This is a genomic window from Aliikangiella maris, from assembly GCF_040719265.1.
Lineage (GTDB): Bacteria > Pseudomonadota > Gammaproteobacteria > Enterobacterales > Kangiellaceae > Aliikangiella > Aliikangiella maris.
Map to the genome: position 1 here is coordinate 1 of NZ_JBFDAH010000028.1, position 14831 is coordinate 14831.

Consider the following 14831-nt stretch of genomic DNA (forward strand, 5'->3'; position numbering starts at 1 on the left):
CAAGCACTAAAAAGCGGACGATGTTAATTGGGTAAAGTCGTTTAATTCTTGCACAATCTTATGATAAAGAAATTGGCAAGAAGTATGATGGTAAAAAAGTAAACTACACTTGATAAATATACGTCACTGTATGAAGAGACGGTATTTTTATGAATTTCGTGGGGATCCTTCAGGGCTTGCCCCCTTATGGCACTAGTTATTATCATTTTAGATTTGAGTTATGGGTGTCTCAACTCAGCGATGGATATACTCATTCAACCATTTGTATATTGTTAAATAGACTTGACCCCTTATGGCACCTAGCAAAAAAATCATTCCACTCAATCAAAATGAACAGCTTTTCCTTTTCAAACCCTAAGCTCAAAACTTCTCCGTCCGGAAATAGCATACTTAAACTGACCCGGGACACCCATTTATCATAAACTTTTTAAAATCAACTGATTGTAATACATAAAGAAAAAATACACCAATTTGGTACATTTTAAATAATGGTTGTCCCTTTTCACTGTCTCAAACACCTACTTAATGGTAGGTGTAATAATTTCTATTGTTTACTTGACACGGCTGACTAATAGGTGACCCCATTGATTTCAAAAATCAATTCAATCGCTCACCGTTTTCGTTTTTTTCGAACGGACTTCCTGAGAGTGTTGACTGGAAAGACACATGTTGACAAAAAAAGTACAACCGAAAAAACATCCTTCAATGTCGAATCAGCCATCACAAATGCCCCAAAGCTTCCATTTAAAAATATTCGATAATGTAACACCGCAAATAAAACCACTACCAGTAAATACATGAATACAATAAAACTATTCGAAAGTTTTTCTCCGACAAATTTACCTAGCCTAACTAAAGCAAAATAGCCCAAGAGTGAACCGATGATGTATAGATATATCATTGACTAGCTCCTCTATTGTACGTATCAATTATTGTATTGGTATCAACTACTGCATTAGTAACCAAAGCAGTCGGAGCAGTTACACTATAGGCTCTTGTGTAATCACTTGGTATATTCCTAAACAATTTCCACGAATCAGGTTTAAGAACTAGTTTAGTTGCACCACCTAATGATGTCCCTACATCAACAGCTCCATAAGCATAATCTCCATATACTTCATCCCCAGTCAACAATTTACTTGCAGCTTGGTAGCCTTCGCGAAGTAGCCCATCTTCGCCTGTTACGCCTTCATAGATATTATTTGCCCCATGAGCTATCAATGGTGCTCCTAGCACACATCCTAACCCAGTTGAGCATAGCCCTGCGCCTGTTACTACTTGAATGGTACCACCGACAGTCGTTATTACTCTTCCTCCGTTCTCTGCAACCCAATCTTTTGCTGATGACAATTTTTGACGCCAATGACTCTCATCATTAAACGCCCGAGAAAACGCAGCAGTAACAGCCCCATTAGCGAACTTTCCACCTGTAAGCTTTGATACACTCCCACCTAATAAAGCTGCAGCAAATACTCTTTTGCCGCTAAATCCAGCTGTAGAGCTATCTATACCATCAATAGATTTAGCAAAAGCTTGCGTAATACCAGCACTTAATGCCCCATGACCAAACTTGCCTCCACTAAGTTTTGACATGACTCCACCAGCAGCTGCATGAGCAAGAACTTTTCCTACAGTCTGGGCCGCAGTTAAGTATCCATTTTTAGCCAAATCAGCAAGGCTCACTCCCGCTTTATAACCAGCGACAAGATTTTCGGTAGAATATGCAATCTTGTTAAAAGCTTCACCTATACCAAAGAAAACACCCGCACTAAATGCGCCAATCAACGCCCCCTTCAAACTCCCTGTAGCTACAACGCCAGATATTGCACCAGTAGCAACAGCTCCCCAAAAACCAGTAAAAAGTCCACCTGCACCAGGCAACCAAATATTAATTGCTATTGCAGCAATTGCCCGCCAATACTTCTTCAACGCCTTAAAAAAGTGCCCCGTCGGATCCGTATAACTCAGCGGATTATTCAACACATAAGCATACCTATCCATATTCTGCATATTCTTAGGCGCTTGCACATAAGCATCCGCCTGCAAGAACCGCCCAATATTCGCATCATAAATCCGCCCATTCATGTGAATAATATCCACACTATTAAGCATCTCATGACCGGTAAATCCGCGATCAGTAATTTCTAATTTATGGGTAATAGCCGTATCTAAATAAGGCGACTGACTCGTGATTTCATATTGCTTACCAAAAGGGTCATAACGGAACTGCTGAACTACACCACCACTTTCATCAGAAATCGCAATCACAGACCCCAAATGGTCCTTATGCATATATCGCGTTTTCGACTGACGCGAACCATCCGCTTTATCAGTATCAATCTTAAGTGCTACACCGCCAATATAATACTTATGCTCAACGTCCCCATTTTTAGCCCCACCAGTATGAACAACCTTTTCATAGTTACCTAAGTAAGTCGTCTCAATAGTGACGGCAGTACTCCCTTCATAAACATTATCAATTCGTCGATAACGTTCACGGCTACTGCCATAACGGAAAGTAATCTGACTAGGATTGCTCGTACCTTTTTTGATATAGATCGGCTTTTCAAATGCCGCATAACGTATCTCACGATTATTATTGCTGTTGGCGTGGTCGGTATCAAAAGTTAAGTTACCACCTGCATCATAAGTAAATGAACGCTTTTTAACAGTACCGTTATAAATACTCGATACCGCATGTAACCCGGCACTCCCTTCACCATAACGATAATCATCCCCCATATCTGACTTAGACTTCATACGGCCAAGTTCATCATAGCTATAGTTTTTAGTTGATGTACCATTAACCTTAAAACTGGTTAAACGATTGAGTAAATTATTAACTGAACCTTCCGCATAACCAAAAGTTTCCAATCGATTAGCGATGTGATCTGTACGACTTATCACATTACCAATTTTGTCAAACCCCTGACTGAAATTCACAACCGGACTAGAGTTTAAACCCACAATAATACTTTCTAAATAACCGGTATTCTGATTATAAGAACGGTTGGTCGTAATATTATTACCAAATTTTTCTTCGACTAAATTACCGAACTCATCAATATTTTTTACTTCATGATAAAGTTTATTTTCATCTAAACCATCCGTTAATTTAATCACATTGCCATAATCATCATAGTGTGATTTAACCGTCACTGATTCAGGTAAAATGCTATAATCTATTCGACCTGTCGTCTCATTATAAACATTCATCACCAAATACTGCTCAACAGCACTGCTGCCTTCGGCCTTCAGTTTTTGCATAACACTTTCTGGTCGCGCTAATGCGTCATAGTCGGTTATTTTTTCTTGTAATGGTGTTACATTATCCGGATTAGAACAACTTATATCATCCACATAAAGCTTAACACTATGTAAAGCGCCTTTAATAGTTGAAGCTGAGTCACCGAGCTTGGCTGTATCATAATGCCAACAGGTAGTTTGTACATCAATACCACTAACACTTTCATGCTCATTCACTGCCGCATTATCAACGCGCCGAATCATTCGCCCAAGCTCATCATACTCCTGAATTATCACAACACCGCGCGCATCTTTTTGACGGATTAACTCGCCAAAGCCATTGTAGTAATAATCCCAAGTGCCTTTATCTGGATCGATAGTCTGAGTTTTGCGACCGGTAACACTATCAAGAACATTAACAATAGAATTACTCTGACTATCGGTCAGTGTCGTGAAATTACCTTTACCGTTATAAACATAGGTCATGGTTTTACCGGCATTATCTGTTACCGATAATAAATCACCATTAATATTTTTGGTTTCAACAACCGTTTGACCAATCGCATTCGTTGTTGTCGTTGACAAACCATTGAAGATTTTACTGGTGATTCGTGCACCTGGTGCTTCTTCTTCATAAAGACGACCTAATGCATCATATTTAGCTAAGGTAAAGCTATTAGCTATCGTATCCACTGTTCCAAACACCGGCTGATAACCTTTTGATACTCGACCAAATTTATCGTATTCAATGCGAGTGATTAAAACTTTTCCCCCAAAGGTTTCTTTGGCGGTCACTATTTTTTGACCGAGCTTATTATAAAATTCGCGCGCATAACCACTCATTAAGCTGCCATCACTGGCATAGGCTTTTGTTTCGCTATAGTACTCTGCTTTATTGGGGCAACTGATTCCCGATGTTCCACATAAATATAAGTAAGTTTGACTATAAGTACCGTCAACCCCTTTACTTTCATACTTCATGCCCGTTTCATCATATTTGAAATGAGTACTCAGTCCATTTGGCCCAGTTTGGGTTAGTACGCCACCAAAACGAGAATCATAGGTAAAGGTTTCTTCATGATCTAAATCATTTTTAATACTTTCAACAAAGCGCCCTTTCGTATCATATTTGGTAATTGTGCTTCTTGAGCTAGCAGAAGTGTCATAGGTTAAAGTTACTGCATTACGCTTTTTCGCTTCGATTGTCGACTTAGTTTTATTGCCCCACTTATCATAGGCGTAGGTTTTCTTAACCTGATCATTACCGCTAAAACTGGTTTCTGATTTAAGCATACCGGCATAACCGCTATGTTCTGAGCCATCGTGTTTAGCTGACTCAGCAAAGTACTCAAAGCTACTGGACTCCACTTCGCTGCCAGAAACATCACTACGAGTTTTGGTGACAGTAACATTGGTAAGACGTGCATATTTGCTTTCATAATCAGAATTTCCATAGGTAGATGCCGTGGTAGTTTCAAACCATTGGCCGGTTTTGCCACCATTTATTTGATCGGTATTGAGAATTGTTGATGAAGTTAAGTTACCGTAAGCATCGTAAGTTGAATTGGTGGTAATCACCTGATTAATAAATTGTCGTGTATTGTTCGTTAAATCACTTGGCGTGCTATCTGAGATTAATGACCAGTTTTTTTCATGAGATTGAGACAAGTATGGGAATACCTGGCCTTGCTTTGTACTTTGAGCCCAGGTATTGGTTGCTTCACTCAAAATAGTCTCATCGTCATTTGAATCGACTAACTTGCGAATAGTACTCTTTGGATAGCCTATAAAAGGGAAATACTGTTCATATTCTGTTGTAGTTATAATGCCCGATTGCTCATCAATAGTGGTTAGCTTTTTGAAACCAAGCATACCCCGACCATTTAGATGCGCCCGCAAATCTTCATATTGATAAGAGACAGCAACCGTTTGTTCTGTTCCATTAGAATCATAAGTCGCCGTATCACTTTCGACTTTAGATACCACCATCATCGGCGTTGTTAAATAAATATTAGGATAAGAACCGTACGCATTACGTGAATAAATATTGCTATTAGTGAGCGATGAATAATTGATCGTTGTCGCTACATCGTATCCTGAAGTTATTTGTGTAATCAGATCGGTGCGTAATGCGGTATCAGCTTCATATAAACGCCAACGTTCCCAATTATTATCACCTTGGCTAACTAGAATTAAGTCGTTATATCCATACCCCGCAAGCATTGCATAGTAGGCAACGGGATTTTCAGGTATGTTAGAGATTTGTTTTTTATATTTAAATTCACCATCAACAAATTCATAGACACTATACTTGGGAGTATTATTGGTATCTTGATAAACCCAAAAATCAATTTTACCATTGTGGTTATGATCTAACAGTACAATTTTATTATTATCAGCCTCGGTCGTTGAAGCCGGTATGCCTGAGTCAATTTTTCCTGTTAAACCTTGCCTGCCACCACGATTTATTCGGTAGTACCATTTATTGTTTTCCACAAATAAAACATCGGTAAGTCCATCACTATTAATATCAAAAGGAGTAATACTTTGAATCGTATCAGGCCCAATATATCCGTAAGATTTAAATTTTGCTGAAATTTTATCAAATACAAAACTAAAAATACCAGACGTTGTTGTTGAAGGCGTAGGGGGAGAGTCGGGGTTTTGCCATATATCTCGCGTATCATCCCAAATAACCTGGGTTGCTTCTACAATTAAGTCGGTAACACCATCGCCGTTAAAGTCGCTAAACCTGGCACTTTTGTCATACTTTGTCGAAATGACTAAATCATCATGCACATTGGTTGATGTGCCGCTCGAAAAAGAATAGCTAATGGGGTTATAGTTGAACGGATAATAAACTGTTTTAGTGCAGCTCGGTGGATACGATTCAGCAGGAGGACAGATATTTTCCAGAACACCGTATCGGGACTGTCGATACCATTTATTACTATTGGTATCTAAAATATCTTGTCTTCCATCACCATCTAAGTCAACAACAAACAGATTATCAACGGGGATTGAATTAGAAATTCTAAGCGCTGAAGCTGAGAATGTTTGACTGGATGCTGAATAGTTTAGTAAACGCCAATAATTGCCCGTAAAATACATCAAATTTGTCGCGCCATTGGCACCAATATCAATTAATTTAAGTGAATTAAACTCAGACTGTGACATGCTAAATCCAGAGCTGAACTGAGTACCATGATCAATATTCAAATAGAGTTTTCCGTTGACATAGCTGATTAAATCGCTTTTTCCAGAAGCGTCCAGATCGGCAACACGTAAATTATAACTAGTCGGTTTATTAGCGAAGTATTGCCCCGCTTTTTCATAACCTGTTGAGCGATCACTCCACTTAAAATTAATTGGCTGAAAGCAGTTATTTAAGTAAGTGCATTCCTGAATTGCGTTTAGCTGATATACACGGTTTGCACTAGATAACTGATGGTATAATTGATAGGTTTTTAGGTGCGCCTGATTACTATAAATTCTGATTTGTTTTAATAGTTTAGATAAGCTGACCTTAGAACCTGCGTGATAACCTTCATAGCGATCAACTCTTTCAAATTGAACATCAATTTCATCGGCGTAAACAAAATCAATTTTGTTATAAGGGCTGAAGTTTAAAGTATTGTTTCCGGTATAAAGAATTTCATCGATATAGTGTTCTGTTCCTTCATTATTTTTTGCATAAACATACTGAATATAGTTACCGGCTAAATCTACTGTCTTTTCTAGTAACCAGGTAGAGTTGACACTATTATTTGTTGATACGATAACAGCATTAACACTCTCACTATTGGACTTACCATAATAATGCGTATCTCCATCACGGGTTTTTACAGTAAAGTATTCAGGCCCATTACCTGAGTTACCATCGGTATTATAGGAAGTAATTGTATTATTAGAGAAAAGTTCGGTTTGATATTTAACACCATTACCGCCATAGGTATCATCATCTTTCTGTTTAAATAATTGTTGCCCATCAATACAAAAAATATCATTGATTGAGTGTGTAACAGCTTTTATTTCATTATTTTGTTCGTAATTTTTGGGGCAACGGGTAATAGAAGAAAATCCAGAAACGCCCCAACCAATACCGACATTACTGTTTCCACCGTGACTTGAATAGTTTAATGCAATATTCGGCGTAACATCAGCTGTACCTGAAGGTAGACTGATCGGTAATGTATAGGTCGCAGCACCAGACTCATTAACATTAAATTCGCCACCGATAGTTCCGGCCAATGTGGCGGTTTTAGGTGATTCATCCAGGTGATAAGCAAGGTCGATATGATTGATTGTTCCACTAGCATTTGAATAGGCAAAATTATCGGGAATGTCCGCTTTGAGGCTTTCCATTTGGATATCATCTCGACCATCTTTATTGATATCAACAATTGTCAGCTGGTAACTTGCGCCCGACCAGTCTAAACCTTTAAAACCGTTACTGATCGTTTGCTTTATATTGCCATTACCATCGAGAATATAGAGGTTTGAACCACGGCTTTTTCCTTGAAATAAAATCTCCTGAATTTCATCGCCATTAAAGTCGCCAAAATATATATTGTATTCATCTGGATTAACGTCTAAATCAAAAGTTTGGTAGGAAATTTGTCCATTAATATCCCAGGAAATAATGGCATTTTTAATTTCGTTATAGGTTACTATGGGGGTGATAATATCACCATGAAGTAAGATAATTTGACGCTTTCCGACTAATAATAATTCGTCACCAGGACTTGTATTTAAATTCTCAGAAAACGAAGTGTAATATTGTTCACTCCAATCATTGATTGCCGGAATTCCAGGATGCTGAGCATTCCAGCTAATATGAAATCCAGAAATACTGTTACCCGTTTTAGGCTGTAAACTTGATGCTTCACCAGACTTTAATGCTTGAGTGAAAGTATCGTAATATCCATCACCATTAAAATCAGCCGTTATTTCATTGGCGAGAATAACATCACTCATCCAAAAAAATATAGAGGAAATAACCGTTACCAGTAGTCCTGTTTTTCTCATTATCTTAATCACCTGAATATGAGTTAATATTATATTTTATTACTTCTTTTAGTTTTTCAAATCATATATCTTTAATACTAAATAGTTAGCGATAAATATATCGATTTAAACTTTTTAAACTGAACAATATACTAATTTAAATATACTAATTTAAATATACTAAATTAAAATATGATACGAAAAGTAACTTTCAAAAAGAAAATTATTTAGAACTTATAAGGAATAAACAGGCAAGAACCATTCCCTGTCATTATCGTATACTCACGACTCCCAAAATTTATTACCATCATAAATAAATAGTTTTTAATTGACAAGCAATTTAACTGACGAATCATTGGTTATGATAACTTCATCAAAATAAAAAAGTCTATTTATTTAAAAAAGCCACAAGCCAAACACGTTCAACTTGTGACGCCTAAACTTTTACTGAACAAGAAATAAAAATTATTTTAAGAATTCATTAAGATGATTTTTTTTCACGTTCGATTTCACGATAGGCAATGTCGTCGCGGTAATAAACGTTATTCCAATGAATCGTTTTAACGCGTTGATAAGCTAGTTGTTGTGCTTTACTAACCGATTCATCTAGCGCAACGACGCACAGTACTCGGCCACCGGCAGTCACCACATTTTCATTTTCCTGTGCAGTGCCAGCATGAAATACCAAGGTATTTTCAATGTCAGAATCTAAACCGCTAATCACATCTCCTTTTGCATAAGCATCAGGATATCCACCAGCCGCCATAACAACACCAACCGCAAATCGATCATCCCATTGTACAACTTGTTGATCTAATTCACCGTTAAGTGCAGCCAGACAAAGTGCCGGCAAATCCGATTGCAGGCGTGACAAAATCGGTTGTGTTTCGGGATCGCCAAATCGACAGTTATATTCTAAAACTTTGGGTTCACCTTGAGGTGAAATCATAATACCGGCATATAAGAACCCAGTGTAAGGATGCCCCTCAGAGGCCATGCCTTCAACGGTTGGAACAATGACTTGCTGCATAATTTTTTTATGCATTTCTGGCGTCACGACGGGGGCTGGAGAATAAGCGCCCATGCCACCAGTGTTTGGACCTTTATCACCATTGTCGCGCGCCTTGTGATCTTGCGAGCTAGCAAGTGGTAAAATATTTTTACCATCAACCATGACAATAAAGCTGGCTTCTTCGCCTTGTAAAAACTCTTCAACCACAACTCGATGGCCAGCTTCACCAAATTTGTTACCCGCTAGCATATCTTCAATTGCAGCAAAAGCTTCTGCTTTTTCTTTGGCAATAATAACGCCTTTACCAGCAGCCAGACCATCGGCTTTAATAACAATTGGCGTTCCCACTTTTTCAACATAAGCTTTAGCTGAATCGATATTTGTAAAGTTACCGTAAGCTGCCGTCGGAATATTATGGCGTGCTAAAAAGTCTTTGGTAAAAGCTTTTGAACCTTCTAATTGTGCTGCGTCCTGAGTTGGTCCAAAACACTTTAAACCAACCGATTGGAAACGATCGACCAAACCTAAACATAGTGGTGCTTCGGGACCGACTATGGTTAAACCAATTTTTTCTTGTTGTGCAAAAGCTAAAAGACCATCAACATCTTCGGCTTTAATGTTGACATTTTGTATTTTATCTTGCAACGCTGTACCAGCATTTCCTGGTGCAACATAAACGGCATTTACCGTATCTGACTGAGCTGTTTTCCAGGCCAACGCGTGTTCGCGGCCACCACCACCAATTATCAATACTTTCATAATTTTATTGCTCGTTTCAACTTATATTAATCGTTATATGTGAATAAACATTTAGTGTTTAAAGTGACGCATCGAAGTAAACACCATTGCCATCCCATGTTCATTGGCAGCGTCAATGACTTCTTGATCGCGCATTGAGCCACCCGGCTGAATAATGGCACTAATACCGGCTTGAGCCGCTGCATCAATACCATCTCGGAAAGGGAAAAAGGCATCAGAAGCCATGACAGAACCTTTCACTTGTAATCCTTCGTCGGCCGCTTTGATACCAGCAATTTTTGCACTGTATACTCGGCTCATTTGCCCAGCACCAACACCAATTGTTTGTAAATTTTTGGCGTAAACAATCGCATTTGATTTAACACACTTGGCAACCTTCCAACAAAAAAGTAAATCTTTTATTTGTTGTTCAGACGGTTTAATTTCGGTCACTATTTTTAAATCGTTCGCGCTAATCATGCCCAAGTCACGTTGTTGTATCAGTAATCCACCATTTACTTTTTTATAATCCCAATCGGGTTGTGCTTGTTGCCACTGACCACTAGATAAAAGCCTAACATTGCCTTTAGTCGCGACGATTGATTTAGCTCTTTCTGAAACACTAGGGGCAATAATAACTTCGACAAACTGTTTTTCGATAATTGCTTTTGCCGTATCATGATCCAGTTCGCGGTTAAAAGCGATAATGCCACCAAAAGCTGAAGTTGGATCGGTTTGAAAGGCATTTTGATAAGCTTGTAAAATATTTTCGCCAATAGCAACGCCACAAGGATTGGCATGTTTAACAATGACACAAGCCGGTTCTGCAAATAATTTGACACATTCCAACGCAGCGTCAGTATCGGCAACATTATTAAAAGATAATTCTTTCCCTTGCCATTGCGTTGCGGTTGCAACCGATGCCTCCCAAGGATTAAGCGCTTGGTAAAATGCGGCTGTCTGGTGGGGATTTTCGCCATAACGCATAGTTTGGACTTTTTTATACTGAACACTGTAAGATTCAGGATATTCATCAGCAACTTGCTCACCACTTTGCTGATCAGCAGACAGTCGCGCGCCAAGATAGTTAGAAATGGCCGCATCATATTTTGCCGTATGCGCAAAAGTCTTCCAGGCCAGTCGATAGCGCAAGTTGTAATCAGTACCTTGTTGCTCACTCAGTTGTTGTAATACAACCTGATAATCTTCTGGTTCGACAATTACCACAACATCATTATGATTTTTCGCCGCAGCTCTGAGCATGGTTGGTCCACCAATATCAATATTTTCAATCGCATCAACCAGTTTACAATCATCTTTCGCTACAGTTGCTTCAAATGGATATAAATTAACAACAATTAAATCAATTGGGTGAATATCATGTTGCTGCATAGTGCTATCATCTTGACCACGTCGGGCGAGAATGCCACCATGAATTTTAGGGTGCAGCGTTTTTATGCGTCCATCCATCATTTCAGGAAATCCGGTGTGCTGAGAAACTTCAGTTACAGAAATATTATTTTCCATTAACAGTTTCGCTGTGCCCCCGGTAGATAGAATTTCAACGCCTAAATCGGTTAATGATTGGGCAAACTCAACAACACCGGTTTTGTCGGAGACGCTGATTAAAGCCCGTTTGATGGATCGAATGGAACTCATAGTGATCTCTAAGTTTAGAATAGTTTAAAGAAGAATAAGGTCTAAATTGACGGAATTGATATAGTATAGATACAAAACGGGCTTACGCCCGCTTTGTATCAGAATGTCAGGCTTAGTTTAAGCCATACATTTTTAGTTTTTTTCTTAGTGTACCGCGATTCAAGCCAAGTACTTGTGATGCTTTTGTCTGGTTACCTTGCGTATAAGCCATTACTGTTTCCATTAAGGGCGCTTCAACTTCAGCTAAAACCAGATTATAAATATCAGTTGGCTTTTCATCTTCTAGTTGGGCAAAGTAGTTTTTCATTGCCTGTTCAACGCTTTCTCTCAGCGTGGTTTGTTGATTTACAATCTCAAAAGAACTGCTTTCTTTCTGTTCTAGTGTTTCAACGGTTTCTAAATTCATGCCACTTGTGCCTTTTCAATTTTTCTTTGGTTAAAGTATTCAGCTAAAACCCAAAGCTGTTTTTCAGCTGATTGAATTTCATTAAATTGCTTTTTGAAGCCATCCGTTAAACCATGACTGGTCAAATACCAGGTTACGTGTTTTCTGGCGATTCTTAATCCTTGAAGCTCACCGTAAAATGAATGGAGTTCAGCTACGTGAGTGAGTAAAATTTGTTGTATTTCATCAATATGGATTTTCGGTAAATACTCTCCTGTTTGTAAGTAATGCAAAACTTCCCGAAAGATCCAAGGCCGCCCTTGAGCTGCCCTGCCTATCATTAAGCCGTCTGCACCCGTGAACTCCAACACTTGTCGCGCTTTTTCTGGTGAATCAATATCACCATTTGCAATTACCGGAATCGATATAGACTGTTTAACCTGTCTGATAGTTTCGTATTCCACTTCACCTTGGTATTTACAAGCGCGTGTACGCCCGTGGACCACCAGTGATTGAATACCAGCCTGTTCAGCCAGCTTGGCAATCTGTACTGCGTTTTTATTGTCAGTATCCCATCCGGTTCTGATTTTAAGCGTGACAGGTACATCCACCGCTTTTACAACAGCATTTAATATGTTGTCGACCAGTTCAGGATCTTTAAGTAATGCTGAACCAGCAGCTTTTTTACAAACCTTTTTTGCCGGACATCCCATATTAATATCAATAATCTGCGCCCCATTTTCGACATTGAATACGGCTGCCTGTGCGAGCATTTGAGGATCGCCACCAGCAATTTGTACAACTCGAATACCTGGCTCGCCATCGTGACATAATCGGAGTCGGCTTTTTCTTGAATGCCTCAGAGTTGGATCTGATGTCACCATTTCACCGACGACAACGCCTGCCCCCAGAGATTTGCACAACTTACGGAATGGCAGATCGGTTACACCAGCCATAGGGGCCAGAAACAGATTATTATCCAGTAAGTATGAACCTATCCTCATATTGGGAACAACAGTATCAGAAACGACTAATCTTAGGTTGGTCAAGAAAGCAGCAGATTTTACACACTTTATTTGGACTTGAAAACGACAAGGTCGCTAATTTTGTCACTTTTTTTAGCTGGATTTTTTGCACAAGCACTTGAAATTTGTTTTCTTTATATAAATCAGAATATTAGCAGATAGGCGCTGACTAAAAATTTTAGTTTTATATTAGCAATTGCTTATTACTTTTAATTCGTAGGATTAAATTTATCTTAATTAAAGATAAATTCAAACCCCGATGCGTCTGGATGCGGTAATTTAGTCAGAAAGCCAATGTGCACTTCCTGACCAACACGCATCATTTTGTGGGCATCCTGCGGTAAATAATCTCCAACCTCAATATGCTGAGTCGCCACTAGTTCATCTTTGGAATTGCTAAATTGAATTGAAATTCGCGGAAATGGCTGTTCAAAAGCGGCTTCATTGATCATTGAGATTTTAATATCGAGCATACTGTTGCCTTCTTCGGCAGGCGTTACCAGACGCTGTACTACTCGAATTCGGCTAACATCCCGGCGAGGTTTTAACTCGCAAGGTAGCACTTCACAAACCCCTTGAGTAACTTCCCCCCAGGTTGAATCCCAGGCTAGTTGCTGCCGATTTTTCCAGAATTGCCATCCCCCAAAGCCAATTAAAGCCAAAAGCAAAAGCACAATAATGAGAGTACGTAAACTGGTTTTATTTTTTTGTACTCGCCCTTCAAATTCATCTAAAGGATCAGGCTCAACGTCGGAATCCTGGATTTGAGAGGTTAATGATTCAGCTAAGTAATCAGAGTCCATATCGATATTTTTTGAATCATCGGTTTCATCGTCAATAAAATCACTTTCATCAAGCTCAGCTTCATAAGCAATGAGATCTTCTTCACCGGTCAGTCCTGATTCAGGACGATACTCTGATTCAGATATTAGTTCTGCTTCAGATTCTGATCCAGATCCAGATTCTAATTCAGATTCTGACTCTGATTGAAACGCAGTGTCAGACTTAATATCTGAGGTTTTTGCATCAGACTTATCAGGCGATTCAAGTTCTGGGTATTTATTATCCAGTCCATCTATATCTGAAAAAGTAACTTCATCACTTTCTTCCCAGCTAAGTCTTGTGTCCACTGTCGAATTTACAGACTCTTCATCTTTTTCGCATGCAGTTGACAAGGGTTCCGAAATAATCTCATCATCGATATGGAGAGTATTAACGCCTTGCTCTTCAAATTCATCAAAACTGTCAAATTTATCAAAACCATCAAAATCAGCGATTTGTTCTGCCAGATCACTTTCTGGGGTAGCAGCGTCGTTATCATCAAAGGCATCAAAATTTTCATTGGTAAAACTTTCGTCAATTGCATTTTTCTGATCGATGTCAGCGGCAATTTCCGTTTTCGTATCTGTTGTAAAATCTATTTCGTCAGCTATGTCGAGCGCTTCTTCATTAATATCAGGCTTAATTGGCTGGCTTTGCACTTGTTCTTGTGCAGTGTAGGTCGCATTTTCTTGAGTATCGGCAGTAGAAAGCTCCTGTGTGGGCAGCTTGTTTGCGGTAGTACCTGCCGCAGAGGCTTGATCACGTGGCCGTAATAAATAATCGGTTGCCTGAAAAACTTCCAGACAAGCACCGCAGCGCACTTTACCATGTGCCATGGCCAACATTTGGTCGGTGACTTTAAATACGGTCTTACATTCTGGACAACGTGTATATTGGGTTTTATCTTTCACTTGCACTGGCTATTTACCTACTGCGA

At 39.1% G+C, this 14831-nt stretch carries 7 protein-coding genes; 1 reads left to right on the forward strand and 6 read right to left on the reverse strand.

Annotated features, from left to right (window positions below; all coding sequences use genetic code 11):
• Positions 1 to 666 precede the first annotated feature (666 nt).
• On the forward strand, positions 667 to 801 hold the full coding sequence (locus ABVT42_RS18590) for a hypothetical protein (protein WP_353897419.1): 135 nt from the start codon (positions 667 to 669) through the stop codon (positions 799 to 801).
• A 96-nt stretch (positions 802 to 897) separates the two neighbouring features.
• On the opposite strand, the gene ABVT42_RS18595 is transcribed toward ABVT42_RS18590, so the two are convergent.
• The 6 genes from ABVT42_RS18595 to ABVT42_RS18620 all read right to left on the reverse strand — a co-directional run bounded on the left by ABVT42_RS18595 (position 898) and on the right by ABVT42_RS18620 (position 14811).
• The gene (locus ABVT42_RS18595; protein WP_353897420.1) at positions 898 to 8274 is read right to left on the reverse strand and encodes a DUF4225 domain-containing protein; all 7377 of its coding nucleotides are present in this window, start codon (positions 8272 to 8274) and stop codon (positions 898 to 900) included.
• 460 nt (positions 8275 to 8734) lie between these two features.
• Complete coding sequence (purD, locus tag ABVT42_RS18600; protein ID WP_353897421.1) at positions 8735 to 10024, reverse strand: phosphoribosylamine--glycine ligase; 1290 nt, start codon at positions 10022 to 10024, stop codon at positions 8735 to 8737.
• 51 nt (positions 10025 to 10075) lie between these two features.
• Entirely contained in the window at positions 10076 to 11662 is a 1587-nt protein-coding gene (gene purH, locus ABVT42_RS18605) for a bifunctional phosphoribosylaminoimidazolecarboxamide formyltransferase/IMP cyclohydrolase (protein WP_353897422.1), read from the reverse strand.
• A gap of 112 nt (positions 11663 to 11774) precedes the next feature.
• Positions 11775 to 12068: a DNA-binding transcriptional regulator Fis gene (gene fis, locus ABVT42_RS18610; RefSeq protein ID WP_353897423.1), complete on the reverse strand. Its 294-nt coding sequence runs from the start codon at positions 12066 to 12068 to the stop codon at positions 11775 to 11777.
• Positions 12065 to 13051: a tRNA dihydrouridine synthase DusB gene (dusB, locus tag ABVT42_RS18615; RefSeq protein WP_353897456.1), complete on the reverse strand. Its 987-nt coding sequence runs from the start codon at positions 13049 to 13051 to the stop codon at positions 12065 to 12067. Before dusB ends, fis begins: the two co-directional genes overlap by 4 nt.
• Positions 13052 to 13305: 254 nt before the next feature.
• Entirely contained in the window at positions 13306 to 14811 is a 1506-nt protein-coding gene (locus ABVT42_RS18620; protein WP_353897424.1) for a DUF3426 domain-containing protein, read from the reverse strand.
• Positions 14812 to 14831 lie beyond the last annotated feature (20 nt).

Coding starts and splice junctions, on each gene's coding strand:
- ABVT42_RS18590 (WP_353897419.1), top strand. CDS start 667: ATGTTGACAAAAAAAGTACAACCGAAAAAACATCCTTCAATGTCGAAT.
- ABVT42_RS18595 (WP_353897420.1), bottom strand. CDS start 8,274: ATGAGAAAAACAGGACTACTGGTAACGGTTATTTCCTCTATATTTTTT.
- purD (WP_353897421.1), bottom strand. CDS start 10,024: ATGAAAGTATTGATAATTGGTGGTGGTGGCCGCGAACACGCGTTGGCC.
- purH (WP_353897422.1), bottom strand. CDS start 11,662: ATGAGTTCCATTCGATCCATCAAACGGGCTTTAATCAGCGTCTCCGAC.
- fis (WP_353897423.1), bottom strand. CDS start 12,068: ATGAATTTAGAAACCGTTGAAACACTAGAACAGAAAGAAAGCAGTTCT.
- dusB (WP_353897456.1), bottom strand. CDS start 13,051: ATGAGGATAGGTTCATACTTACTGGATAATAATCTGTTTCTGGCCCCT.